Origin of the sequence: Streptomyces sp. NPDC007971 (assembly GCF_042958635.1) — a bacterium.
In the GTDB taxonomy this organism is placed as follows: Bacteria; Actinomycetota; Actinomycetes; order Streptomycetales; family Streptomycetaceae; genus Streptomyces.
Map to the genome: position 1 here is coordinate 84,534 of NZ_JBIBJK010000004.1, position 25,929 is coordinate 110,462.

18 protein-coding genes and 1 pseudogene are annotated in these 25,929 nt (G+C 73.0%); 9 read left to right on the forward strand and 10 right to left on the reverse strand.

Annotated elements, in window-relative coordinates; all coding sequences use genetic code 11:
- Positions 1-107 precede the first annotated feature (107 nt).
- Complete coding sequence (locus ACFZCP_RS09640) at positions 108-680, forward strand: TIGR04222 domain-containing membrane protein (protein ID WP_391425645.1); 573 nt, start codon at positions 108-110, stop codon at positions 678-680.
- A gap of 86 nt (positions 681-766) precedes the next feature.
- On the opposite strand, the gene gcl is transcribed toward ACFZCP_RS09640, so the two are convergent.
- The gene (gene gcl / locus ACFZCP_RS09645) at positions 767-2,554 is read right to left on the reverse strand and encodes a glyoxylate carboligase (RefSeq protein ID WP_391425647.1); all 1,788 of its coding nucleotides are present in this window, start codon (positions 2,552-2,554) and stop codon (positions 767-769) included.
- A gap of 281 nt (positions 2,555-2,835) precedes the next feature.
- Here gcl and ACFZCP_RS09650 point away from each other — a divergent pair.
- Positions 2,836-3,527, forward strand: a pseudogene (locus tag ACFZCP_RS09650) (hypothetical protein).
- Positions 3,528-3,554: 27 nt separating this feature from the next.
- Here ACFZCP_RS09650 and ACFZCP_RS09655 read toward each other — a convergent pair.
- Positions 3,555-5,144, reverse strand: a complete 1,590-nt coding sequence (locus tag ACFZCP_RS09655) for an AMP-binding protein (RefSeq protein ID WP_391425649.1) — start codon at positions 5,142-5,144, stop codon at positions 3,555-3,557.
- Complete coding sequence (locus tag ACFZCP_RS09660) at positions 5,141-6,814, reverse strand: AMP-binding protein (protein ID WP_391425651.1); 1,674 nt, start codon at positions 6,812-6,814, stop codon at positions 5,141-5,143. The genes ACFZCP_RS09655 and ACFZCP_RS09660 overlap by 4 nt, the downstream gene beginning before the upstream one ends.
- Before the next feature lie 152 nt (positions 6,815-6,966).
- Here ACFZCP_RS09660 and ACFZCP_RS09665 point away from each other — a divergent pair, with 152 nt between their 5' ends.
- The 3 genes from ACFZCP_RS09665 to ACFZCP_RS09675 all read left to right on the forward strand — a co-directional run bounded on the left by ACFZCP_RS09665 (position 6,967) and on the right by ACFZCP_RS09675 (position 11,784).
- The gene (locus ACFZCP_RS09665) at positions 6,967-7,803 is read left to right on the forward strand and encodes a LuxR C-terminal-related transcriptional regulator (RefSeq protein WP_391425653.1); all 837 of its coding nucleotides are present in this window, start codon (positions 6,967-6,969) and stop codon (positions 7,801-7,803) included.
- A 139-nt stretch (positions 7,804-7,942) separates the two neighbouring features.
- Positions 7,943-10,789 carry an AAA family ATPase gene (locus ACFZCP_RS09670; protein WP_391425655.1) on the forward strand — a complete coding sequence of 949 codons (2,847 nt, stop codon included), beginning with the start codon at positions 7,943-7,945 and terminating at the stop codon, positions 10,787-10,789.
- A gap of 203 nt (positions 10,790-10,992) precedes the next feature.
- Complete coding sequence (locus tag ACFZCP_RS09675) at positions 10,993-11,784, forward strand: serine protease (RefSeq protein WP_362685037.1); 792 nt, start codon at positions 10,993-10,995, stop codon at positions 11,782-11,784.
- 139 nt (positions 11,785-11,923) lie between these two features.
- Here ACFZCP_RS09675 and dmpI read toward each other — a convergent pair whose 3' ends face one another.
- The 3 genes from dmpI to ACFZCP_RS09690 all read right to left on the reverse strand — a co-directional run bounded on the left by dmpI (position 11,924) and on the right by ACFZCP_RS09690 (position 14,232).
- Positions 11,924-12,106, reverse strand: a complete 183-nt coding sequence (gene dmpI, locus ACFZCP_RS09680; RefSeq protein ID WP_391425657.1) for a 4-oxalocrotonate tautomerase DmpI — start codon at positions 12,104-12,106, stop codon at positions 11,924-11,926.
- 110 nt (positions 12,107-12,216) lie between these two features.
- Positions 12,217-13,083, reverse strand: a complete 867-nt coding sequence (locus ACFZCP_RS09685) for a LysR substrate-binding domain-containing protein (protein ID WP_391425659.1) — start codon at positions 13,081-13,083, stop codon at positions 12,217-12,219.
- A 39-nt stretch (positions 13,084-13,122) separates the two neighbouring features.
- Positions 13,123-14,232, reverse strand: a complete 1,110-nt coding sequence (locus ACFZCP_RS09690) for a DNA glycosylase AlkZ-like family protein (protein ID WP_391425661.1) — start codon at positions 14,230-14,232, stop codon at positions 13,123-13,125.
- Positions 14,233-14,385: 153 nt separating this feature from the next.
- Here ACFZCP_RS09690 and ACFZCP_RS09695 point away from each other — a divergent pair, with 153 nt between their 5' ends.
- From ACFZCP_RS09695 to ACFZCP_RS09710, 4 genes are all read left to right on the forward strand, one after another.
- Positions 14,386-15,666, forward strand: a complete 1,281-nt coding sequence (locus ACFZCP_RS09695; RefSeq protein WP_362685020.1) for a magnesium and cobalt transport protein CorA — start codon at positions 14,386-14,388, stop codon at positions 15,664-15,666.
- A 292-nt stretch (positions 15,667-15,958) separates the two neighbouring features.
- Entirely contained in the window at positions 15,959-16,357 is a 399-nt protein-coding gene (locus ACFZCP_RS09700) for a LuxR C-terminal-related transcriptional regulator (protein ID WP_391425663.1), read from the forward strand.
- Between the two features lie 170 nt (positions 16,358-16,527).
- Positions 16,528-17,526: a PPK2 family polyphosphate kinase gene (locus ACFZCP_RS09705; protein ID WP_391425666.1), complete on the forward strand. Its 999-nt coding sequence runs from the start codon at positions 16,528-16,530 to the stop codon at positions 17,524-17,526.
- 38 nt (positions 17,527-17,564) lie between these two features.
- Positions 17,565-20,288, forward strand: coding sequence for an HAD-IC family P-type ATPase (locus tag ACFZCP_RS09710; protein WP_391425667.1), 2,724 nt, complete (start codon positions 17,565-17,567; stop codon positions 20,286-20,288).
- A 155-nt stretch (positions 20,289-20,443) separates the two neighbouring features.
- On the opposite strand, the gene ACFZCP_RS09715 is transcribed toward ACFZCP_RS09710, so the two are convergent.
- The 4 genes from ACFZCP_RS09715 to ACFZCP_RS09730 form a co-directional block, all read right to left on the reverse strand.
- Positions 20,444-21,787 carry a diacylglycerol kinase family protein gene (locus ACFZCP_RS09715; RefSeq protein WP_391425671.1) on the reverse strand — a complete coding sequence of 448 codons (1,344 nt, stop codon included), beginning with the start codon at positions 21,785-21,787 and terminating at the stop codon, positions 20,444-20,446.
- 207 nt (positions 21,788-21,994) lie between these two features.
- Positions 21,995-23,308, reverse strand: a complete 1,314-nt coding sequence (locus ACFZCP_RS09720; protein WP_391425673.1) for an extracellular solute-binding protein — start codon at positions 23,306-23,308, stop codon at positions 21,995-21,997.
- Positions 23,305-24,321 (reverse strand): hypothetical protein, encoded by a 1,017-nt coding sequence (locus tag ACFZCP_RS09725; protein ID WP_391425675.1) that lies wholly within the window; start codon positions 24,319-24,321, stop codon positions 23,305-23,307. The genes ACFZCP_RS09720 and ACFZCP_RS09725 overlap by 4 nt, the downstream gene beginning before the upstream one ends.
- The gene (locus ACFZCP_RS09730) at positions 24,318-25,856 is read right to left on the reverse strand and encodes a VWA domain-containing protein (protein WP_391425677.1); all 1,539 of its coding nucleotides are present in this window, start codon (positions 25,854-25,856) and stop codon (positions 24,318-24,320) included. Before ACFZCP_RS09730 ends, ACFZCP_RS09725 begins: the two co-directional genes overlap by 4 nt.
- Positions 25,857-25,929: the final 73 nt, after the last annotated feature.

Genomic DNA, 25,929 nt, shown 5'->3' on the forward strand with positions numbered 1-25,929 from the left:
TGAAACACCGCCCGGGGGGATCCGACCGCCCCCGGAACGGGGCACATTACCGGCACACGGGGCCCGTCGGCACGGGGGCGACGGGCCCCGCCCGGGGGGGGTGTGCGATGGCTGGTACGACGAGAATCCCGACGGAAGCGCACGCGCTGGCGCTGCTGCGCGCGGGGAACCGGGCCGCCGTGACGGTGGCGGTGCTGGACCTGCATCTGCGCGGCGCGGTCCGGGCCGGACGGGCGGGCACCCTGCGGACCTCGGGTCCGGCGCCCGGTGTGCCCCTGCCGGCCCTCACGAAGGCGGTCCGCGCGAGCCTGTACCGGCCTGCCGGTATGGGGCAGCTGCTGGACCGGCACGGCGTGCGCGCGGCGCTCGGCGCGCTGCGCGAGGATCTGGTCGCGGCGGGCCTGCTGCGCTCCGTCCTGCCGGGCCGCACCCGCGCCGGCCGCCGGGCCCTGAAGCGGCTGCGCGCCCGCAATCCCCTGCCCACCGCCCCCGCGGGCCTGTCCGACGGGGACAAGCTGCTCCTGGTGGCCCTGCACGGCGACAGGGCCCTGACCCTGCTGGTCCCCCGCTTCACCCGCGAGGCGGGCCTGACGGGCCGCGGCGGCACCACGGAACGCGGTCTGCGCCAGTCCTGGGCCGGCGGCGGCAGCGACGGGGGTTTCACCTGCGGGGTGGTCTGAGCACGGGCACCACCCACCCGAACGCATGCGTGAGGGGCGGCCCGTCCCCCCACGGGACGGGCCGCCCCTCGTGCACTGCCGCCGGATCAGACCTTCAGCGGCTTGACCGACGTCGGCGCGTGACCGGGCTCGGTGGCCAGGTCCTCGAACTCGGAGATGTCGCTGATGTCCATCGTCCGGCTCATCGAGATGTTGGTGATCCGCTCCAGGATCGCCTCGACGACCACCGGCACCCGGTACTCGGCCGCGAGCTTCTTGGCCTGCTCGAAGGCCGCGCCCAGCTGCTCCGGCTCGGTGACCCGGATCGCCTTGCAGCCCAGGCCCTCGGCGACCTTGACGTGGTCGACGCCGTAGACGCCGAGCTCCGGCGCGTTGATGTTCTCGAACTCCAGGTTGACCTGGAAGTTGATGTCCAGGCCGATCTGCGCCTGCCGGATCAGGCCCAGGTAGGCGTTGTTCACCAGGACGTGGACGTAGGGGATCCGGTGCTGCGCGGCGACCGCCAGCTCCTCGATCATGAACTGGAAGTCGTAGTCGCCGGAGAGGGCGACGACCGGGGCGTCCGGGTCGGCCTTGGCGACGCCGATCGCGGCCGGGATGGTCCAGCCGAGCGGCCCGGCCTGGCCGCAGTTGATCCAGTGGCGCGGCTTGTAGACGTGCAGCATCTGCGCGCCGGCGATCTGGGAGAGGCCGATCGTGGTGACGTACCGGGTGTCGGGACCGAAGGCCTTGTTCATCTCCTCGTACACGCGCTGCGGCTTCATCGGCACGTCGTCGAAGTGCGTACGGCGCAGCAGGGTGGCCCTGCGCTCCTGGGTGGAGGCGACCCAGTCGGCCCGGTCGGGCAGCCTGCCGTCGGCCTTCAGCTCCTTGGCGACCTCGACGAACAGCTCCAGCGCCGCCTTCGCGTCGGAGACGACGCCGTAGTCCGGCGGGAAGATCTTGCCGATCTGGGTGGGCTCGATGTCGACGTGGACGAACTTGCGGTCGCCGCGGTAGACGTCGAGCTTGTAGCCGGTGTGGCGATTGGCCCAGCGGTTGCCGATGCCGAGGACGAAGTCGGACTCCAGGAAGTTCGCGTTGCCGTAGCGGTGCGAGGTCTGGACGCCGACCATGCCGGCGTTCAGCTCGTGGTCGTCGGGCAGGGTGCCCCAGCCCATCAGGGTCGGGACGACGGGCGTCTGGGTCAGCTCGGCGAACTCGACCAGCAGGTCCGAGGCGTCGGCGCCGATGACGCCGCCGCCGGCGACGATGACCGGGCGCTCGGACGCCAGGAGGAAGGAGATCGCCTTCTCGATCTGGGCGCGGGTCGCGGCCGGCTTGTAGACCGGGAGCGGCTCGTAGGTCTCCGGGTCGAACTCGATCTCGGTGAGCTGGACGTCGATCGGCAGGTCGATCAGGACCGGGCCGGGACGGCCGGAGCGCATCAGGTGGAAGGCCTGCTGGAAGACGCCGGGGACCTGCGCGGCCTCCAGGACGGTGACCGCCATTTTGGTGACCGGCTTGGCGATCGAGGCGATGTCGACGGCCTGGAAGTCCTCCTTGTGGATCACGTGGGTGGGCGCCTGGCCCGTGATGCACAGGATCGGGATCGAGTCGCCGATGGCCGAGTACAGGCCGGTGATCATGTCGGTGCCGGCCGGGCCGGAGGTGCCGATGCAGACGCCGATGTTGCCGGGGTGGGTGCGGGTGTAGCCCTCGGCCATGTGCGAGGCGCCCTCGACGTGGCGGGCGAGCGTGTGGCTGATCCCGCCGCCCTCCTTCAGCGCCTTGTAGAAGGGGTTGATCGCCGCGCCCGGCACACCGAAGGCGTCGGTGACGCCCTCGCGCTTGAGGATCTCAACTGCCGCGCGGGCAGCGGTCATACGAGCCATCGAGTACTCCTGCTTCGGCTGTCGGATGCGTACTCCCGTCGCGCCCCGCGGTGAGCACAGTCTCCAGAATCTGCAAATTCCGTAATACGGAATCTAACTTCTACTATCTGGAAGCAATGTAGGGGGGTGGGCGGGCGTCGTCAAGAGAGGGCAGGACGTCAAGAGACGGCAAGACAGCGGCAAGCGGCGGACAAGCGGGGTGGGACAGGAGGACGATGTGGTGCGCTGTCCTGTGCGACCGTCCCGAGGTGACGGATCCGACGCGACGCCTTGGAGTGGCCATGCCCGAGAGCGTGCCGGTGCGCTGTCCGGCCTGTCGGCGCGAGCACGTCTACACCGCGCCGCCGTATCCCTGTGCCTGCGGCAGCCCCGCGGCCCCGCGGGGCTGGACCGGACGTCCGGGCCGGTGGTGCTCGCGCACCGTGCCTGGGACGAGGAGTGGGTCACCGTGCGCTGCGCCGCCTGCGGCCGCAGCAACCAGTGGCCTCACCCGGAGCTGGGCTGCCCGTGCGGCACGGTCCTGCGCATCCCGGTCGGCGACACCACCGCGCCCGCGCCGGAGGCGGACGCGGGGACGGCTCCTGCCCGCCGCGCCCCCTTCCAGCCGCTCACCATCCGCACCGCCCGGGACGCCGTCACCACCGCCGCGCTCTATCTGCGCTGGCTCGGCTACCGGGACATCCGCCGCGCCGACCAGCGGCCCGTGTCCGGGATCGGGCTGGCCGCGCACGGCCTGGTCGCCCAGGTGGACCCTGCCGTGCGCCCGGCCTCCCCACGGGACGTGGAGTGCCTGTGGCTGACGGCCATGACGGAGTCGGCCGAGTGTGCCTACTTCTCCCTGTCGGGGTATGCCGAGCAGGCCCGCGCCCAGGCGGACACGCTGAGCGTCCCGCTGTTCGTCCTCGACCTCACGGGCACCCCGACCCCGGTGAACCGGCCGGGGCGGGAGCTGTCCGAGTCGGGCGCGACCTGATCCCCCGGCCGGGCGCGGCCCGGCCTCTCAGCTGCCGTACTTCTCCCGCAGCTCCACCTTGCGCACCTTCCCGGACACCGTCATCGGGAAGGAGTCGAGGAGCTGGAGGCGGCTCGGGATCTTGTAGTGGGCGAGCCGGTCCCGGCAGTAGGCCTGCAGGTCCTCCAGGCTCACCGGCCGGGCGGGGTCGCGCAGGACGACACAGGCCAGGACCTCCTCGCCGTACTTCTCGTGCGGCACCCCGACGACCTGGACGTCCCTGATGCCCGGGTGGGCGTAGAGGAACTCCTCGATCTCACGCGGGTAGATGTTCTCCCCGCCCCGGATGATCATGTCCTTGATGCGGCCGACGATCTCGACGTATCCGTCCTCGCGCATCACGGCGAGGTCACCGGTGTGCATCCAGCGGCCGGGATCGACGGCCTCGGCGGTCTTGTCGGGCTCGTTCCAGTAGCCGAGCATCACGCTGTAGCCGCGGGTGCACAGCTCCCCCGCCGTGCCGCGCGGCTGCGTGACCCCGGTGGCCGGGTCGACGACCTTGACCTCCAGGTGCGGCAGGACCCGGCCGACGGTGCCCGTGCGGTGCTCCAGGTCGTCGTCCCGGCGGGTCTGCAGGGAGACCGGGGAGGTCTCGGTCATGCCGTAGCAGATGGAGACCTCCTCCATGTGCATCTCGGCGACCACCCGCTTCATCACCTCCACCGGGCAGGGCGAGCCCGCCATGATGCCGGTGCGCAGGGTGGACAGGTCGTACGCCGCGAAGTCGGGGAGGTTCAGCTCCGCGATGAACATGGTCGGGACGCCGTACAGCGAGGTGCAGCGCTCCTGCTGGACCGCCTCCAGGGTGGCCCCCGGGTCGAAGGACGGCGCCGGGACGACCACGCACGCGCCGTGCGAGGTCGCGGCGAGATTGCCCATCACCATGCCGAAGCAGTGGTAGAAGGGCACCGGGATGCAGATCCGGTCCTGCTCGCTGTAGGCGACCATCTCGCCCACGAAATAGCCGTTGTTGAGAATGTTGTGGTGGGAGAGGGTGGCGCCCTTCGGGAAGCCGGTGGTGCCCGAGGTGTACTGGATGTTGATGGGGTCGTCGCAGGACAGCTGCGCGTAGGGGGCGTCACCGGTGCCGCGCTCCAGCAGCGCCTGCCAGCCCGGGTCGCCGATGTGGACGACCTCACGCAGCTCGGGGCACCTGCCCCGCACCTGCTCGACCATCGACCGGTAGTCGCTCGTGCGGTGGGCGAGGGAGGCGAAGAGCAGGGAGATCCCGGCCTGCTTGAGGACGTACTCGACCTCGTGGGTGCGGTAGGCCGGGTTGATGTTGACCATGATCGCGCCGATGCGGGCGGTGGCGTACTGGACCAGGACCCACTCCGCGCAGTTGACGGCCCAGATCCCCACCCGGTCGCCCTTGGCGACCCCGCTCGCGACCAGGGCCTGCGCCAGCTCCTCGACGTCCGCGCCGAACCGGGCGTACGTCCAGCGCCGCCCCGACGGCACGTCGACGAGCGCCTCGCGGTCCGGCCAGGCGGCGACGGCCCGGTCCAGGCTGGCACCGATGGTGTCGCCGAGCAGGGCCGTCCCGCTCGTCCCGTGCGTGTACGACAGCTCGCTCACCGGAAGTCCTCCTCGCGGTACTCGTCGGCCGAGCCCGCGGCCGTGGCCTCGCGCAGCTCGATCCGGCGGATCTTGCCGGAGACGGTCTTGGGCAGGGTGCCGAACTCCAGGCGGCGGATCCGCTTGTAGGGGGCCAGCACCTCGCGGGAGTGCTCGAAGATCACCTTCGCGGTGTCCGGCCCGGGCTCCCAGCCCCCGGCGAGGACGACGTACGCCTTCGGCACCGCGAGGCGCAGTTCGTCGGGCGCGGGCACGACGGCCGCCTCGGCGACGGCCTCGTGCTCCAGCAGCGCGCTCTCCAGCTCGAACGGGCTGATCTTGTAGTCGGAGGCCTTGAAGACGTCGTCCGCGCGGCCGACGTAGGTCAGATGGCCGTCCTCGTCGCGGGCGGCGATGTCGCCGGTGCGGTAGTACCCGCCGGCCATCGCCTCGGCCGTACGGTCGGGGTCGCCGTGGTAGCCGGTCATCAGGCCCGCCGGACGCTCGGACAGGTCGAGGGCGATCTCGCCCTCGACGGCTCCGGGGGCGCCGGAGACCGGGTCGAGGAGTTCGACGCGGTAGCCCGGGCTGGGCCGGCCCATGGAGCCGGTCTTCAGCACCTGGCCGGGGCTGTTGGAGACCTGCACGGCGGTCTCGGTCTGGCCGAAGCCGTCCCGGATCGTGACGTCCCAGGCCCGCCGGACCTGCTCGATGACCTCGGGGTTGAGCGGTTCGCCCGCGGCGACGACCTCGCGGGGCGGGGTGGCCAGCTGGGTCAGGTCGGCCTGGATGAGCATGCGCCACACGGTGGGCGGCGCGCAGAAGGTGGTGACCCGGCAGCGGTCCATCTCGGCCATGAGACGGCGTGCGTCGAAGCGCGTGTAGTTGTGGATGAAGACGGTCGCCTCGGCGTTCCACGGGGCGAAGAGGTTGGACCAGGCGTGCTTGGCCCAGCCGGGCGAGGAGATGTTCAGGTGCACGTCGCCGGGTTGGAGGCCGATCCAGTACATGGTGGCCAGATGGCCGATCGGGTACGAGGTGTGGGTGTGCTCGACCAGCTTGGGGCGGGCGGTCGTACCGGAGGTGAAGTAGAGCATCAGCGGGTCGTCGGCCAGCGTGGGGCCGTCCGGGACGAACGCGGCGGGGGCGGTGTACGCGTCCTCGTACGCCTCCCAGCCCTCCTCGGGCGTCCCTCCGACCGCGATACGGGTGTAGGTGCCGGGCACGTCCGCGAACTTGGCGGCGTCCTCGGCCCGGGCCAGCACGTGCTTGACGCGGCCGCGCTCGACCCGGTCGCGCAGGTCGGCGGGGCCGAGCAGCGGGGTGGCCGGGATGACGACCGCGCGCAGCTTCATCGCGGCCAGCGCGGTCTCCCACAGCTCCGCCTGGTTGCCGAGCATCACGAGGACGCGGTCCTCGGCTCCGACGCCCCGCGCCCGCAGATGGTTCGCCACCCGGTCGGAGCGCTCGGCCATCTCGGCGAAGGACAGGCGGGTCTCGCTGCCGTCCTCCTCGACGATGTGCAGCGCGGTACGGTCGTTGCCGTCGGCGATCACGTCGAACCAGTCCAGCGCCCAGTTGAAGTGCTCGGGCCGCGGCCAGGCGAAGCCCGCGTAGGCGGTGGCGTAGTCCTCGCGGTGCTCCAGCAGGAAGTCCCGGGCACTCCTGAACTCCTCGGTCGCCGTCGTCATCCACGTCCTCCTACTGGGTTCCGGACCATTGCCGGGCGGCTCTCTGGCATCGTCTAATCCGTGATGCAGGTCTCACTACCCCCGAACGGGGGTGTGGTCCACACGTACGGGGGGTCGGGAACGCATGGGAGCCGCGCCGAAGGAGCGATGAGGTGGCAGCAGAGGCCGTGGCGGCGGTGGAGATACGCGGTGCGCTGGCCCGGCTGCGCCACACGACGGGGCTTCCGGTCGCCTTCGGCGGTCTGGTCGAGTCGGGCAGGCCACGGATCCGGATCAGCGAGCTGAGCGGCACGACCACCGCCGCGCTCAGCTCGCTCGCGGTGACCGCGGGAAACGGGCTGGGCGGCAGGGCGGTCGCGCTGGCCCGGCCGTGCGCGGTGACGGACTACTCCAGCTCCCGGCAGATCACCCACGAGTACGACGCGCCGGTGGCCGCCGAGGGCATCCGCTCGGTGCTCGCGGTGCCGGTTGTGGTGCGGCGCCGGGTGCGCGGGGTGCTCTACGGGGCGCTGCGCTCGGCCCAGCCGCTGGGCGACCGCGCGCTGGGAGCGGCGGTGGCCGCGGCGCGGGACGTGGAGCAGGCGCTGGTGGTGCGGGACGAGGCCCGGGGACTGCTGGCGGCCGCCCGGCCGGAGCACGCCGGCGGCCGTGAGGTCCCGGGGGCCGCGTGGGAGCAGGTGCGTGAGGCGCACGCGGCACTGCGCGCGCTGGCGACCCGGATCGCCGACGCGGACCTGCGCGCCGAACTGCTCGCCGCCTGCGGCATGCTGACGACGGCCCGGGCGGCCGACGGCGTGAGCCTGGCGCCGCGCGAGCTGGACGTGCTGTCCTGGGTGGCGGCGGGTGCGACCAACGCGGCGGTGGCCGAACGGCTGGGCCTGCGCCCGGAGACGGTGAAGGGCTATCTGCGCTCGGCGATGCGCAAGCTGGGCACGCACACACGAGGGGAGGCGGTGATGGCGGCACGCCGGGCGGGACTGCTGCCGTAAGGAAACCTACCCATTCATGCGGCGCCGCTTTGAATTTCCCTATGCGTGACCGTTTGTTATTTCCCTCACCACGGCTTCCGTCTGAATTTCAAGGATCGTTGCCTAGAATTTGGCCCGGACACGACACACGAGGGGAGCGGTGACCGTGCGACGGGACTTCCAGGAGCCTGCCCGATGCCGCCCCGACCTGCTCATCGGCCGCGACGAGCTGTTCGCGACGGCGCGCGACCGACTCGCCGCGGGTGGCAGCGCCCTGCTGCACGGCCCCGCCGGAATAGGGAAATCCACCGTCCTGCGGGCATTGGCCGAGGAATACGGCGCCAGTGCGCGCACCGTGTTGCGCTGCTCGGCCACGGAGTCCGAATCCCATCTTCCGTTCCTGGCCCTCGCCGACCTCCTCGGCCTGGTGCTCGACGAGGTCACCCCCGGGCTGCCGCTCGCCCAGCGCACCGCCCTGGAGTCGGCGCTCACCGGCCGGGGCGAGCCCAGCCTGCTGCGCGACGGCCTCGCGCTGCGCCTCGCGGTGCTCTCCGCGCTGCGCGCGCTCGCCGCCCGGGGACCGGTCCTGATCGTCGCCGACGATCTGCAGTGGCTGGATCCGGCCAGCGCCGAACTGCTCGGCTTCGCCGCCCGCCGCCTGGAGGGCACCCCGGTGCAACTCCTGTGCGCGGTGCGCACGGAGGGCCAGGAGAGCCAGGAGTACGACCGGCACCTGCGTGCCTGTCCCCCGGACACCGTCGCCGTCCGGCTCGGACCGCTCACCCGCGCCCAGGTGGCCCAGCTGCTCGACCACCGCGGACACGGCGGCCTCACCCGCTCCACGGTCCGCGAGATCCACCGCACCAGCGGCGGCAACCCGCTGTTCGCGCTGGAGCTGGGCCGTGCGCTGGCCGACAGCCCCACCCCGCCCCGGCCGGGCGAACCGCTGCCGGTGCCGACCTCGCTGCGCGCCCTGGTGCTCAGCCGCCTGGACATGCTGTCGGTCGAGGCCCGCCGCACCCTGCTGGTGGCCAGCGCCGGCGCCCGCCCCACCCCGGCGCTGCTGCACGCGGCCGGCCGGGAGAACGCCGAGGCCGAGTGCGCCCAGGCCGCCGAACTCGGGCTGCTGGCCACGGAGACCGAGGCGCCGGCCGTGCGCTTCGCGCACCCGCTCATCTCCGCCGCGCTGTACGCGGAGGCACCCGCCCAGGAGCGGCGGGCCGCGCACGCCGCGCTGTCCACCGCGGCCTCCGACCCGATCGAGCGGGCCCGGCACCTGGCCCTCGCCACCACCGGCACCGACCCCGAGGTCGCCGCCCGGCTCGCCGGGGCCGCGGCCCTCGCCCGGGACCGGGGCGCCCCCTCGGTCGCCGCCCAGCTGGGGCTGCTCGCCGCCCGGCACACCCCCGCCGACAGCGCGCCCGGACCGGAGGAGCGCCGTCTGCAGGCCGCCGAGGACGCCATCACCGCCGGCGAGGTCGACCTGGCCCGGGACATCGCCCGCGAGGTGCTGACCCGGGCGACCGTGCCCGCGCACCGGGTGCGGGCCTGGATCCACGTCATCGACACCGCCGGCCACACCATGGCGGAGGTCGACGCCGTCTTCCCGCAGGCCCTGGCCGACGCCGGCGACGATCCCCGGCTGCTGGCCCTCGTCCACTACCAGCTGGCGTGGCGGGCGCTGATCGTGGAGGGCGACTTCACCGAGGCCCGTGAGGCCGCCGCGCACGCCGCCGAGCTGGCCGCGCGCGGCGCCGACCGGCGCACCGAACTGCTCGCCCTCGCCCTGCAGGCGCAGACCGAGACCCTGATGGGCCACGCGGAGGCGCCCCGCACCATCAAGCGCGCCCTGAAAGAGCCCCAGGACCCGAGTGTGGCGTGCCATCACAACGGCGCGGGCAGCGCCCGGTTCCGCTGGCTGGTCATGGGCGACCAGCTGGTCGAGGCGAGGGCGACGGTCACCGCGCTGCTGCGTGAGGTGCGCCGGCGCGGCTCGGTGGAGAGCGAGGTGCACTTCCTGCGCGGCCTCGCCGAGACGGAGCTGCGCGCCGGGCACTGCGGCCGCGCCCTCGAACTGGCCCGCGACAGCCTCCGGCTCGCCCGCGACTCCGGGATCGGCGAGACCGCCTCGGCGATGCTCACCTCGCTCGCCGAGGCCTCCGGCGGAGACGTGGACGCGGCCCTGGCCCTCGCCCGGGAGGCGGTGGAACACGCCGAGGAGGACGGCGACCAGATGTACCTCTCCCGGGCTCTGGGCGCACTCGGATACGCCCAGTTGGTGGCCGGCGACCCGGCGGGCACGGTCCGCTCGCTGCGCCGGGTGCGCCGCCTGGAACTGGGCCTCGGCATCACCGACCCGGCCCGCGGCCGCTGGCAGGGCGACCTCGCCGAGGCGCTGGTCCGCATCGGTGAACCCGCCGAGGCACAGGACGTCATCGACGCCAGCCGCGAGCACGCCCTCAGGCTGGGCCGGGAGAGTGTGCTGGCCGTGCTCGACCGGGCGCAGGCCCTGGTGCGTGCCGCACAGGGCGACCTGGAGGCCGCCCTCGGCCAGCTGACGTCCGCTCAGGACCGGCTCGCCAAGCTCGGCTACGGCCTGGAGGAGGCCCGGGCCGCGTTCGCGCTGGCCCAGCTGCGCGCCCGGGGCCAGGAGACCGGCCCGCGCAGGGCGACGGTGTACGACGGGGCGACCCGGCTGTTCAGGCGCTGCCGGGCCCTGCCCTGGCTGCGCCAGGTGGACGAAGCCCTCACCGTGCCGGAGCCGGAGCCGGCGGACCTGGCCGCGCCGGGCACGCTGGACGGCCTCGACGCGCTCGCCCAGCTGGCCTCGATGGAGCGTCAGGTCGCCGCTCTGGTCATGGAGGGCGCCACCAACCGGGAGATCGCCGCCCGCCTGTTCATCAGCGTCAAGACGGTGGAGGCGACCCTGACCCGGGTCTACCGCAAGCTGGGGATCCGCTCGCGCGTGGACATCGTCCGATTGGCGGCGGCTCGACGGGCGCGCTGAGCAGCGCTCTTGTTAACTGAGCCGGACCGAGGGTTTTCCCTCACCCAACCCCCTAGGGGGTTCCCTCATTGGGAGCCAAGGGTCCCGGGTCCTAGCGTAAAGGGCGTGCCGCTCGCCCGGGCACATGGGGGTCGGTCCCGCGGCCCCCATGCTCTCCACCCACCCGCGCGACCCCCCACCGGCAACCCCCACTGAGGAGACTCATGTTCGGGCCAAGACGTGCAAGACAGACCGCCGCGACCCTGGTGGCCACCGCCGCCGCCGCGGCGACCGCGCTGATCGCCTCCCCCACGGCGACCGCAGCGCCCCAGCCCATCGTGGGCGGTACGACCACCACCACGACGGCCTACCCCTTCATGATGCAGATCACCGACGCGTCCGGTAACCAGTTCTGCGGCGGCACCCTGGTGGCCGCCAAGAAGGTCGTCACCGCGGCGCACTGCATGGTGGGCGAGTCGACGGGCAGCGTCCGCGTGGTCGGCGGGCGGACCTATCTGAACGGCACCAACGGTACGGTCAGCAAGGTCAGCAAGATCTGGATCAACCCGGACTACACCGACGCCACCAACGGCGACGACGTGGCGGTGCTGACCCTGTCGACGGCGATGTCGTACACCCCGGCGTCGTTCGTCTCCTCCTCCCAGACCGGTGTGTACGCGGCGGGCACCACGGCCCGCATCCTCGGCTGGGGCACGACCTCGGAGAACGGCAGCTCCTCCAACCAGCTGCGGACCGCGACCGTCCCGATCGTGGCCGACTCCAGCTGCAAGAACTCCTACGGTTCGGACTTCGTCCAGTCCGACATGGTTTGCGCCGGATACACGTCCGGCGGCACAGACACCTGCCAGGGCGACAGCGGCGGTCCCCTGCTCATCGGGGGCGTCCTGGCAGGGATCACTTCCTGGGGCGAGGGGTGCGCGGAGGCAGGTTACCCGGGTGTGTACACCCGGCTGACCGCCTTCTCGGACCTGGTGACCGCGCAGGTCAACTCGTAACCCGGAAGAAGGACACCTGAGCACCCCTCAGGTAGCAGCCAGGGGGGCGTTGCGAGCCACCACGAGCGGCCCGCAACGCCTCCCTATCCATGTCCACCCCCATGGGACGCGGAGGCCACACCCCTGTGGGACGTGGGGACTACCTGTCGGCCGTGAGCTTCCCGGCCGCCCCCCAGCTGTCCGCCGGTACCTCGTGGATCCACACCTGGACGCTCTCCGCCGGGATCCTGTACGCGTCCACGAAGGCGTCGGTGACCCGCTTGACGAGGTCCCGCTTCAGCTCGGTGTCCCGAGGGCCCTGCTGGATGGTGACGATCGGCACGACTGACTCCCTGGTCTCCCGCGATCTGTGGTGATCGCTGGTGGTCGGTTGCGGGACCAGTCCATCGCGTGGCGGTCCGGCGACCAAGGGGCAGATCCCGACCGCAGCGATCAGCTCTCGTGATCGCCGCAGGCCAGCAGTAGTTTCTCCAGGTACGGAGTGGGGGCGGAGGCGGACACCGCGAGGCCGGCGGACAGGGCGAGCCCGGGGGCGCGGAAGGGCACGTACGCCACCCGGGGCGTGTGCAGCACGCGCGCGTGGGAGGCGTAGACGACGGTCCACAGGGGGCGGGAGCCGATGGTGGCCAGGGTGTCCTGGAGGGAGCCGCCGACCGGTCCGGGCAGCGGCTCGAACCCGGCCGCGTGACAGGCACCGACGACGAGGTCCACCAGAGCGGGGTTGTTGCGGCGCGGAGTGAGGGCGAGGGGCAGCCCTGCGAGGTCGGCCAGGCCGATGTCCGGGCGTCCGGCCAGGGGGTGCGTGGCAGGGAGGGCGGCCACCAGCGGGTCGGGCCACAGGGGATGCACCCGCACGCCGGACGGGGGTTTCGCGGACCGGACGAACGCGGCGTCCAGCCGGCCCGCCGCGACCTGGGCCAGCCGCTCGGAGACCGGCAGCGAGACCAGGTCGACGGGGACGTCCGGGGCCCGCTCGGCGAACGCGGCGAGCACCCGGTCCAGATGGGCACCGAGCCCCGTGCTGGTGCCGATGCGCAGTCCTGCGGGCCCGGCCACCGCCGCCCGCGCCTTCTCGGCCGCCGCCAGCACCGCCCGCGCCTCGGGCAGCAGCCGCTCCCCCGCCCCCGTCAGCCGCACCCGGCGCGGCGAGCGGTCGAACAGCTCCGCGCCCAGCTCCCGTTCCAGCCGCTGTATCTGCTGGCTGACCGCCGACTGCACGATGTGCAGGTGTTCGGCCGCCCGCCCGAAGTGCAACTCCTCGGCGACGGCGACGAAGTAGGTGAGCTGCCGCAGTTCCATGCCCCGACTGTAAGGGGACCGCGCCGGCCCCCGGGCGGCTCAGCGCCCCGCGACGGTGCCGAACCGGATGTCGTACGACGCCCCGGGGTGCATCGTCTCCATCATCCGGGCGCCTTCCGCCAGCACGTCCTCGCGCCGGGCCTTCGTCAGCGTCCCGAAGGTCTCGATGACGAGGGTGTCGCCCTCCGGCTTCCACAGGCCGGCCAGGAACCCGTCGACCAGCAGGGTGCGGTGGGCCTGGTTGACCGTCCAGCTGCGGCCCCAGTACTCGGGCGGTACGACGCGGGTGCGGTCCGCGTGGGAGAGGAGGAGGTTGTCGAACTCGGGGAGGAAACGGGGCGGGGCCGGGGTCCCGGGGTCGGGCCGCGGAGCGTCCGGCAGGTCGAACAGTTCGACCCCGTTCGCGTCCCGGAAGGCCAGGAGCCAGGGGCGGAGGCGTTCGAACACGTCCTTCAGGCGGGTGAGGCCGGCCCACGTCTGCATGTCCTTGACGGAGGCGGGTCCGAACGCGGCGAGATAGCGCAGGACCACGGCGTCGGGCGCGGGGGCGGGCCGGGCCGGACGGTCCAGCCAGTGCTCGGCGGTGGTGAGCGCGACCTGGCCGCTGCGGCTCCACAGGCCGCGCGGGGTGACCTGCACCAGGGGCAGCCTGCAGCGGGCGGCGACGGCGAGGGACTGCGGGTCGGCGTGCGGCCACTCGGTGCTCAGCGCCGCGCGCAGCTGGGTCATGGTCCGGGGCTCGGCCTCCACCAGATCACGGGCGAGCGCGGCCAGCCGGTCGAGATCGACACCGGCCAGCCCCTTGCGGAAGGCCGTCAGCTCCCGGTCCCGGGCGCCCTGGACGAGCGGCCGCAGGGTCAGGCAGTCCTCGGCGGTGTGGGTGTGGATGGTGGAGCGCAGGGTGACGATCCGGACGGCCCGGCGGTCGGCCATGAGCCGGGACAGATGCTCCGGGGCGAAGTCTTCGAGGCGGGCGGCGAGGGCGTAGTACGGGGGCTTGACGTTCTGGGCCTGCAGGCCGAGGAGGTGGCCCAGGGCGTCCTCGGCGCACAGCGGGGAGCGGCGCAGCAGGAGCTGCCGGGCGAGGGTGGCGCGGTTCAGGGCGCGGGTGTCCAGGAGGGGAGCCGCGGCTGTGCTGCTCTTCGTCATGCCTGCACGCTAGCGGTGCTTGCGGACAGCTCCCGTCCGCAACTCTCACCGAACCCTGCACCGATTCCGGGCGCCCGCCGGGTATGCCCCCGTTATCCTGCTCGTACCCGTTGCGTGATCACGCCGTACGCAGGCTCGACCGAGAGGGAGCCGATGTCCGAGCGCCCCGTCCGCCCGGCCGCGCAGAATGCCGGGACCGCCGACACCTCCGGCCCCGCCGCGCAGGCCGGGAGTCCCCCTGCCGCCGCGAACGGCGCCAACGGCGCGAGCGCCGTGGGCGGCCGGAACGGCGGCAAGGGCAACGGCGGCGGCCGGGGCGGCGGCCGCAAGCCGGTCTGGCGGCGCGCCCTCGCCGCGCCGCAGCCGGCCGACGAGCCCGCCCCCGCGCCCCGGTCCCCGGAGCCGGCCGAGACCGCGAGCATCGTCCGGGCGGCCCTGTACCGCGACGGCGTCCGTGTCTCCGTCCCCGCCGACCTCGCCGAGACCTACCGTGAGCTGCGCGAGCAGCCCGCCGGCATGGCGTGGATCGGGCTGGCCCGTCCCACGGAGGCCGAACTCCTCTCCCTGGCCGCGGAGTTCGACCTGCATCCGCTCGCGGTCGAGGACGCGATGGAGGCGCACCAGCGGCCCAAGCTGGAGCGCTACGGCGACACGCTCTTCGTCGTGCTGCGGGCCGCGCGCTACCTCGACGCACCGGAGGAGGTCGACTTCGGCGAGCTCCACGTGTTCGTCGGCCCCGACTTCGTCATCACCGTCCGGCACGGCGCGGCCCCGGACCTGTCCGCGGTCCGCCGCCGCATGGAGGACTCCCCCGAACTGCTCAGGCTGGGCCCGGAGGCGGTCCTCTACGCGATCCTCGACGCGGTGGTCGACGGCTACGCGCCCGTCGTCGCCGGCGTCCAGAACGACGTCGACGAGATCGAGACCGAGGTCTTCCGCGGCGACCCCGAGGTCTCCCGCCGCATCTACGAACTCTCCCGCGAAATGGTCGAGTTCCAGCGCGCCACCCGCCCCCTGGTGGGCATGCTGCACGGCCTGATGGCCGGATTCGCCAAGTACGAGACCGACGAGGAACTCCAGCGCTACCTGCGGGACGTCGCCGACCACGTCACCCACATCAGCGAACGCGTCGACGGCTTCCGCCAGGCCCTGACCGACATCCTCACCGTCAACGCGACCCTGGTCACCCAGCAGCAGAACGCGGAGATGCGGGCGCTCGCCCAGGCGGGGTTCGAGCAGAACGAGGAGGTCAAGAAGATCTCGTCGTGGGCGGCGATCCTGTTCGCGCCGACGCTGGTCGGCACGATCTACGGGATGAACTTCAGGGACATGCCGGAGCTGCACTGGGGGTTCGGATACCCCTTCGCGATCGGCCTGATGGGCGTGGTCTGCGTGAGTCTGTACCTGATCTTCAAACGGCGGGGCTGGCTCTAGGCACCCGGATCAGCACCCGGCTCGGCCGACTTCCGTGCCCGGCCTCGGCCGGGCCGCTCTTTCGGCACCGTGCTCCGCCACGGCGAAGGGCGCGATCCGGCGGGTGCCGGTTCTCGTGCGGGTGGGCACCATGACGCCCTGCCGGAGCCGCTCTCAGGAGCCGGACTCCTGCGGGGTGTCCGGAACCGTCCTCGCAGGGAGCGCGCGAACGAGCCGGTTGATCATGTTCCTGCCCTCCTAGCGCCGGCGACCCACGGCGGGCGGCGCGTCTGCTGGGGGTGCTGCATCTGCTGTGGGGACGCTCAGTGCGGCGCCGTTCATGCGCGAGGAGCACCGCCGGTTCGAGGAGTCGGTCCGTGCGGCGCTGTCCGCCGCCGATTTCGCGCGATCCTTCCGCAGCGGCGCCGAGGCCACCGTGGACCAGGCACTGGCCTGTGTGCTGGACGAATCCGCGCCCGTGTCCGGGGAACGCGCCGCCGGCCGGGGCGCCCCTCTCACGCGCCGTGAGTGGCAGGTCGCGGACCTGGTCGCGGAATGCCTCACCAACAAGCAGATCGCCGCTCGCCTCGTGATCGCCCGACGCACCGCGGAGAACCACGTCGAGCGGATCCTCGGCAAGCTCGGATTCACCTCCCGGACCCCAGTTGGCGGTCTGGGTCCGTACCAGGACATGATCATCCGTCCCCGCTGATCCGTCCCGGACGTGGTCCGTCCCAGGTGATCCGTCCCGGACGTGGTCCGTACCGGACGTGGTCCGTACCGGCGGCAGGCTGTCCCGGAGGCGAGGCGCCCCGGCCCGGCGGCGGCACCGGCTCCGCGACCCGGCGGGCGATCTTGTCCGGACGAACCGAGAATGAGCCTGTGAGCGACACAGCCGCGCGCATCGCCGACTTCATCGAGCCCCTGCGGGTGGCGCCGGGCTCGAAGGTGCGCCTGGGCCGGGACTTCGACCCCCGCTACCGGGCCGGCCTGAAGAAGCGGGAGGGCGTGGAGCTGCTGCGCACCGGGGTGGCCCTGCTGGCCGAGTACCAGGAGCGGCTGGCCGCCCAGGACACCTACGGGGTGCTGCTGTGCCTGCAGGCACTCGACGCCGGCGGCAAGGACGGCACCATCCGGCACGTGATGAGCGGCGTCAACCCGCAGGGCGTGAAGGTGAGCAGCTTCAAGGTGCCCTCCACCGAGGAACTGGACCACGACTACCTGTGGCGCTACGCCCGGCGGCTGCCCTCGCGCGGCGAGATCGCCATCTTCAACCGCTCCCACTACGAGGAGGTCCTCGTCGTACGGGTGCACCCCGAGAACCTCGTCCGGCAGAAGTTGCCGGAGCGGGCGCGCGGCAAGGACGTCTGGGAGCGGCGCTACCGCGAGATCAATGACTGGGAGCGCTACCTGACGGACAACGGGTTCAAGGTGGTGAAGGTCTTCCTGAACCTGTCGAAGGAGGAGCAGCGCGTCCGCTTCCTGAAGCGGATCGACCTGCCGGAGAAGAACTGGAAGTTCTCGGCGGCCGACGTCCGGGAGCGGCGCCACTGGGACGCCTACCAGCGGGCGTTCTCCGAGATGCTCTCCGCGACCAGTACGCCGTGGGCTCCCTGGTACGTCGTGCCGGCGGACCGCAAGTGGTTCGCGCGGATCTGCACGGCGGCGATCCTCGCCCACACCCTGATGGACATCGACCCCCGCTACCCCGAGGTGAGCGAGGAGGCGCGCAACGACCTGCTGGCCGCCCGGCAGGAGCTGGAGGAGGAGGCCCCCTCCGGTGCCGCGGCCGATCCGTACGCGGCGCGTACTGCGGAGGCGAAGGACGAGCACGGTGCCGGCCACGGGCGGCCGGCGAGGAAGAAGCACGGCCGGGGCTGACGGACCGGGTACGACCGGCCCGGAACGGAGGCATGGCGATGACGGTGCAGCCTGATCCCGCGGGGGCGAGACCCCCGGCGCCGCGGGAGGCCTGGTACGCGCGGGACGCCCTGGACGCCGTCGCGGCCTTCGGCGTCGATCCTGCGGTCGGGCTCTCCGAGGCCCGGGCGGCCGAACTGCGGGCCGCGCACGGCCCGAACGCCCTGCCCGAGGAGAAGCGGGTCGCCGCCTGGCTGCGGTTCCTGGCGCAGTACCGCAGCTACATGCAGCTCGTGCTGGTGGCCGCGGCGGTCGTCTCGACGCTCATCCGGGAGTGGACCACCGCGGTCCTGCTGCTGGTGCTCACCCTGCTGAACGCCGTCGTCGGGCTGCGCCAGGAGGGCAAGGCCGAGAGCGCGATGAACGCGCTGAATTCGATGCTGCAGGCCACGGCACGGGTGCGCAGGGACGGCGTGGAGGCGGAGATCCCCGCGGAACAGCTCGTCGTCGGTGACATCGTGCTCGTCGCCGCCGGGGACCAGGTGCCGGCCGACGGACGCATCATCGAGGCCAGCGCCCTGCAGATCGACGAGTCGGCGCTCACCGGGGAGAGCGTTCCGGCTGCGAAAGACGCCACGACGGTGCCGGGCGACCGGCTGCCGCCCGGCGACCAGACGGACATGGCGTTCATGAACACGCCGGTCACCCATGGCAGCGGGGTCCTCGTCGTGACCGCCACCGGCTCCGGCACCGAGGTGGGCAGGATCTCCGGGATGCTCTCGGCCACCGAGAAGGAGATACCGCCGCTCACCAGGGAGCTGGACACGCTGACCCTGTGGATCACCGGGGCGGCGGGGCTCACCATGATCGTGATGTTCGTCCTGGGGCGCAGCCGCGGCCAGGCCTGGGACGCGCTGTTCGTCAGCGCGGTCTCCCTCGCCATCGCCGCCATCCCCGAGGCCCTGCCGACCGTGACCCAGGCGATCCTCTCCGTCGGCAGCCTCAACCTGGCGAAGCGGAACGCCATCGTGAAGGAACTGCCGTCGGTCGAGACGCTGGCGTTCACCTCGGCGATCAACTCGGACAAGACCGGCACCCTGACGATGAACCAGATGACCGCCGTCGAGGTGCTCACGCCCACCGACCGGTACACCGTCTCGGGCACCGGCTACGGGCTGGAGGGGAAGATCCGGCATCCCGCGGGCTCCGCCGCCGGCATCGAGGACGCGATCCTGCCGTTCGTCGTGGCCAGCGACGCCAGGCTGGTGGACGGCGAGGTGGTCGGCGACCCCACCGAGGGTGCCCTGCTGGTGCTGGCCCACAAGGCGGGCCTGGACACCGACGCCACCCGGGAGCGGCTCCCCCGGCTCGCCACCCTGCCGTTCGACCCGTCCTACAAGCTGATGGCCACCTTCAACTCGGCGCTCGACGCCTCCGGCCGGCAGGTCGTGCGGTGCTTCGTCAAGGGCGCGGCCCCCGCGGTGACGGCGCGGGCGGCGAGCGCGCTCGGGGCGGACGGGACCGTCCCCTGGGACGCCTCTCTGCGCGGGCGCGCCGAGGCGCAGACCGAGCGGATGGGAGGCGAGGGGCTGCGGGTGATGGCCGCGGCCACCCGCGATCTGGACCCGGCCGGCTTCGATCCGGACGCGGACCTGCTCGCGTACGTCACGGGGTTGCAGGTGACCGGTCTCGTCGGCATGGTCGACCCGCCCCGCGCGGAGTCGAAGGCCGCCGTGGCGGCCGCCCGTTCGGCACACATCACGGTCCGCCTGGTGACCGGCGACGACGTCACCACCGGGGCGGCCATCGCCCGGCAGATCGGCATCCCCGGAGAGGCGATCCTCGGCGCCGACTTCGCCGCCCTCGGCGAGGCGGAGCAGTTGGACCGCATCGAGGGCATCGGCGTGGTGGGACGGGTCGCGCCCGAGCACAAGGTGCTGCTCGCCGACACGCTGAAGAAGAAGAGCCACGTCGTGGCGATGACCGGGGACGGCGTCAACGACGCGCCCGCCATCAAGGCCGCCGACATCGGCATCGCCATGGGCAGCGGCACGGACGTGGCGAAGAACGCCGGACGCATGATCCTGTCCGACGACAACTTCGCCACCATCGTGTACGCCGTCGAACAGGGCCGGACCATCTACGACAACCTCACCAAGTACATCCGGTTCGTGCTGCTCCTGCTGGTCACCTTCGTCCTGACGTTCCTCGGCGCGGCCGTCTTCGACATCGCTGCGGGCGAGCCCTTCACCCCGCCGCAGGTGCTGTGGATCCACTTCGTGGTCAATGCCTCCTTCGGCTTCGCGCTCGGCTTCGACCGGGAGAGCCCGGGCCTCATGCTCCGCAGGCCGCGGCCCCGGGGCGAGTCGGTGCTCACCCGGCCCGTGCTGGTCACGGTCGCTCTCGCCGGCCTTGCCGTCACCGTCGTCCTGCTCGGGCTGATCAGGCTCGGCCGGACCCTCTACGACAGCGTCGCGATCGGCCAGTCCATCGCCTTCACCGCCTTCGCGCTGTGCCTGATCGTGGCCGCGTTCGAATGCCGCAGCGAGACGGAATCGGTGCTGACGCCGTCCACGTTCGACAGCAGGCAGATGAACTGGGTGGCCTTCGCGCAGCTCGCGCTCGCCGTGATGGTGACCCAGCTGGACGGCTTCCGCCGGATCCTCGGGACGACCGAGATCAACGCACGGCAGTTCGGCTGGGCCCTGCTGTCCGCCCTCGCGCTGCTGCTGGTGTGGGAGTCGGGCAAGTTCCTGGCCCGCCGGTCGCGGACGGCCCGGTGAGCCGACGGCCGCGGGTGGCCCGGCGAACCGACGACCGCAGGTGGCCCCGCGAACCGACGACCGCAGGTGGCCCGGTCAACCGACAGCCGCGGGCGGCCCGGCGAGCCGGCGGCATGGCGCCGCGGCGGACCACGCTCAGGCACGGCGGACCACGCTCAGGCGGTGTCGCGTCCCGCCGCGGCCCGTCCCATGGTCAGGGCCAGGCGTCGTACCCTGCGCCAGTCGAGCGGCGGGGCGGGGCGCGGCGCTCCGGGGCGGTGCCGTGGCACGCGGACGCGCAGGGCGCCGGGCGAGAGGCGGCAGCGCACCGGGGTGGGCAGCATCAGGGCCTCGCCGTCGACACCGACCGGGATGGCGGGTGCGTCGGCGTCGACGACGACCTCGCGGGCGGTGACGGCGGTCAGCCCCCGGCTGCGCTCACCGCGCAGCAGCAGGTCCGTCGCCTCCGCCGCGGTGCCGACCTCGACGACCAGCACCCCGAGCCGGCCGGAGTCCAGCCGCTCCCGGCGCCCCAGTCCCGCCGGGTCGCCGGTCGGGTAGGGGTTGTTGCTCACCAGGACGGCCTGGGGATCCGCCGGGACCCGGGCACCGGCGCGGACCGTCAGACGCGCGCCGCTGTGGTGGGTCAGCAGGTCCGGCAGCATCTCCAGGGTGGTGCGGGCCTTGTCCTCGCGGTAGGCGGGACTCTGCACGACGGCCGCGTACACCCCGAACGAGGCGTTGTTGACGAAGACGCGCTCCTCAGCGCCGTCCGTGCCCTGCGCTCCCGCCCGGATTCGGCCGAGGTCGACGCGCAGTTCCACGCCGTCGGTCAGCGCGTCCAGGCACGTCGAGGGGTCCTGCCGGTCCAGGCCCAGATCCATGGCGAAGTGGTTGCGGGTGCCCGCGCTGATCACTACGAACGGGATGTCGTGCGCCGCGGCGACCCCGGCGACCAGCGCCTGCGTACCGTCGCCGCCCGCGACGCCGAGCAGGTCCGCTCCCCGCTCCACGGCCCGTCGCGCCAGCTCGGCCACGTCCTCGTGGCGGGACGGGTCCAGTACGACGACCTCCGCGCCCAGGGTCCTGGCGCGCTCCGCCAGGCGGAACCTGTCGACCTTCCCGCCGCCCGAGCGCGGATTCATGATCAGGAAGGGCCGCCCGGCCCGGTCGGCGGAGCGCTCCGGCATCCCCGGCGCGGTGTCGTCGACGAGTGCGGCCCGGCCCGCGCAGACGGCGAGCGTCCACAGGGCGAGCGAGAGCAGCACGACCCACAGCAGCCCGGCGATCGCGTACCAGGTGAGGACGACGAGCGGCACGGCGAACACCAGCAGCACGGCCAGGGCCCGCAGCCACCCGGTACGGCTCAGCATCCACCAGACACCGGCCGCCGTGAGCACCAGCCCGGCCGCTCCCACCGCCACGAGGACGAAGCCGCCGGGCCCTGCGAAGGCCAGCAGCACCACCACCGCCGCCACGCCCGCCAGCAGGGCCAGACGAGCGGTCCAGCGCCTGTTCATGGGGCAGCCTCCCGTCCCGTGGGTGCCGGCTCTGCGTTCAGGCTACGAGGGGGCACCCGGCACGGCACGTCCGAACGGATCCGCCCGGCGCAGCGGCCGGCCCACGCCGAGGCCGTCGCGCAGTGCCGCCGGGTCGCCGGGTCGCCGGGTCGGCACGACGGCAACCGCCGCCGTTCAGGAACCCGGCCGTCCCGTCCACGCCGCCGGTCAGGAGCCGGGGTCGCAGACCGACGGCAGCCAGGTCAGGTTCTCGTCGGTGCGCAGCCTGTCCAGGTTCTTCAGGAGGCCGTCCAGGCTGTGCGGATCGGCGAGGAAGTCGATCGTCGCCTGGGCGAAGGCGTCGCGGACGGCCGGGGGCATGGCGTCGGAGGCGTCGAAGCAGTGGACCGCGTCGGTGGCGAGGAGGGTCCTGGCCAGGGAGCGGTGCCAGGGTGCCGTGGAGTCGGTGGCGGGCTGTGCCGTGGCGTCCACGGAGAAGCCCGACTCCTTGGCGTTCCACGCCCGTTGGGCTCCGGCGGAGGCGAGATGGCGGATCAGCTTCCGGGCCTGCGGGGTGTCGTGCAGCAGGGCCACCAGGTCGCCGGAGACCTCCCAGGCGTTCCGGGCCGTCGCGCGGGGGATCAGCCGGGACGAGGGCTCGTAGCTGCCGCGCAGGTCGTTCCAGCGCGGGTAGGTGCGGACGAACGACGCCTGGTGTTCCAGCGTGCACTGCGGCGGGTGCGCGGCGGCCGGCTCGGACGCCTTCTGGTACTCGGTCCGCAGGGCGCGCAGGACGAGGTCCCTGGGTCCTCCGGCGCCCACCATGTCCCGCCACGTGGTCCAGGCGTCCTTCACCTCCTTGGACCGCCAGGGCAGCGCGCCGCGCGCCCATCGCTCGTAGGTCTGCGGGCCGTACTGCTGCAGCAGGATGTCCTCGATCCAGTCGGTGCCGGGCCAGCCGCTGGTGGCGCCGGAGCCCATGCCGAGGCACCACTGGTCCGGCCGCAGCGCCGCCTTCTTGCGCTGCTGCTCCTCGGTGAGACGCCCCGGGTACCAGACGATGCTCTTCAGGTCGGCCTTGAGCGGGAACCAGTACACGTGTCCCTTCAGGGGCGTGGCCCAGGACTCGCCGAAGTCGCCCTGCCGGACGAGGTTCTCCAGCGGTTCGAGCTTCTTCTGCGCGGCGTAGGCGGCGAGTTCGCCGGGGCCGGTGAGCACCACCACGTCGGGCGGTGTGCCGGCCTCGACGTCGGCGCTGAGCACCTGGCTCTCGGCGGAGCTGCCCTGGTAGTCGACGTGGACGTGGTACTTGCGCTCGAAGGGGCCGATGACCGTCTCGCGGAAGTACCGGGCGTCCCTGTCCGTCCAGTTGGCCAGCAGGGTGACGGTCGGTTCCTGTCCGAGGGTGCGTACGCCCACCACGGCGGCCGCCGCCAGCACGGCCAGGCAGCTCGCCACCACGGTGACGGTGCGCGCGGTGCGGCGCGAGAGGCGGCGCCGGGGCCCGGGGGCCGCTGCGGGGCTGCTTGCGGGGGCGTTCACCGGAGCCTGAACCGGTAGTCGTTGATGTGCTGCCGCAGTCCGGTCTCGGTCAGCGTCATGAGCACGATGCCTCCTATCACGATCCATGCCGCGGCCGCCGCGCGCAGGCCGGTGTGGGCCAGGTACGAGGCCGCTTGCGGCCCCGCGTCCGTGACGGGCCGCCCCGGCTCCAGCCCGCCGAGCAGGCCGCGCGTGTCCGTCATGCCCTGGCGCGTCCACACCGTGAACAGCACGAGGACGGCGAACCCCGCGGCCAACAGCACGCCCGCGGCGAGGAGTTGACGGTTGTACCGGCGCCGGAAGCGGCGCCGCAGGAAGAGCTGGGTCTCCGCCAGGGCCGATCCCAGGGCGAGGACGAGCAGCGCGGCCACGCTCCAGCCGAGCCACAGCGGCCATCCGAAGGAGGTCTGCCGTCCCACCACGGCCCGCTGCTGGTCCTGCAGCAGCACCAGCCGGTCCTGGATGCCTGACTCCTCGGCCTTCAGCATGCTGGTCGCATAGCTCAGGTAGGCGTCCCGCAACACGCTTCCCCCGGGCTGCAGCTGGGCCTTCTGCACCATCCCGGTGTACCCGGTGATCAGTCCGGCGACGGTCTGCAGGGCCTGCCGGTCGGCCTGGCCGCCCGCGTCGTCGGCGGCGGCCACGGCGAGGCTCTGCGCGGCCACCGAGATCTGCTTCTGGAACTCGCCGGCCGACGGGACCGGCCCGGTCGCGTTCGCCTGTGCCTCGCCGAGTGCGTACAGCGCGGTGTCGATGGCGACGACGGCGGGGGCGCTGGAGGTGCGCAGTGGACCGGCGTCCGCGTGGACACCCTCGTAGGAGAGGAACAGGCACAGGGTCAGCAGGGCCGACAGGGCCAGCAGCAGCCGGCGGCGCACGGCGAGGTCGTACGCGGTCGTGCTGGCACCGTCCGCCGGACGCCGCCCGGCACCGAGCAGACGGCCGATCCCCGCGCGCCCGGCCGCACCAGCACCGGCACCGGCACCGGCACCGGCGGCCGTGTCGACGGTCATGAGGCCCCCTTCAGCATCCGCCCGCAGTCGCCCCCGCAGTACACGGAGTCCGCCGGGCCGATCCATGAGCAGTCCGGGCAGGCGACGAGTTCGCCGGGGCCGGACGCCGCCGCTGGGCCGGCCTCGGGCGGAGGGGCCTGCGGAGCACCGGCGGCCGGCTGGCCCGGGGGTGTGGTCATGGCGCTGGAGAGGATCAGATGCTGCCAGTCGACGTCCTTGAGGCCGTCGCGGACCCGGCCCGCGCCCGGCGCGGCCTCGACCCGGCGCAGTGCGTCCAGCAGGGGGGTGTCGCCCAGCTCCGCGGCCAGCGCCAGGGCCCGGGCGAGTTCCCGGTCCGCGGTGGCCCTGCCCTCCGTGCGGCGCAGCCAGGCCCGGTAGGCCCGTGCCACGGCGGCGCTCGCCTGCTGGTACAGCTCGTGCCGGCGGACCCCGGGGTGCTGCCGGGAGGCGTCGAGCGGGTTGTCGGTCCAGCGGACCAGGATCGGCTGCGGTGCGGGCAGCTCCACCGTGCGCCCGAAGTCGGGGACGGTCACGTCCACGGCGGCGAGCTGGAGGTCCTCGCCGATCTCGCGGCCGGTCGGGTCGGCGCTCAGGACGACCTGGAAGTGCCGGGTCTCCTCGCCCCAGGCCCGGGTGACGTACTCGGCGCCGCGTTCGCCGAACCCGTCGCCGGTGGCGAGGAGTTCCTGCTCGTTCGGCACCACCTGCTTGACCTGGCGGATCACCGTGCCGGGGGTCGGGGTGAGCCTGATGCGCAGTTCGGGTACGGCCGTGCCCAGCAGTGCGCCGACCAGTTCCTCGTACGCGGCGGGCAGTTCGGATGCCCGGCGCACCGCTCCCGCCCGGCCGTGCAGCCGCCTGGTGATGCGCAGCAGGAGACCGGCGTCCCAGTCGTCGCCGATCCCCCAGGCGTCGCAGACGAACCGGCCGTCGCAGGCGTCGAGGACGGTGTCCAGCTGCATGGCGCTGCGCTCGTCGTGCTCGTTGCGCCCGTCGGTGAGCAGCAGGACGTGCTTGACCGGCGCGGACTGCTGTTTGAGCAGCCGGCGGGCCAGGTCGAGCCAGGTGCCGATGGCGGTGCCGCCGTCCGCCTGAAGGATCCGTACGGCGCGCTCGGCGGCCTCCCGCTCGGCGGGGGTGGCGACGGCCATCACCGTACGGCCGGGCCCGGGGTGGACCACGGTGGCGTCGAACCGGCCGGAGAGCACGGCGAAGGCGGTGCCCTCGGGCAGCAGCCGGATCGCGGCGGCCGTGGCGTCCTTGGCCGCGTGCAGTTTGCCGGCCGGGTGGAGCATCGAGCGGGAGGTGTCGACGATCAGTACCTCGGCGAGTGCGGGTCCGGAGCCGCGGGCGGGTCCGGTGGCGATCCCCGCGGTGCCGGAGCCGCTGACCCCGATCTCCAGGATGGCGTGCATCTCGCGGTCGGGTGGCCGCCCGGCCGCGGCGGGGACGGCGGGCAGTTCCTTCTGCTGGCCGACCGCGAGAGTCACCTCGACGCCGTTGTCGGCGTTCTGGGCGTCACCGGCCACGCTCATGGCTGCGTCCCCCGCTTCCTCGTGGGCCCTGCGTGCTCCTGAGTGCTGCTGGGTGCTGCTGTGCACTGCTCGG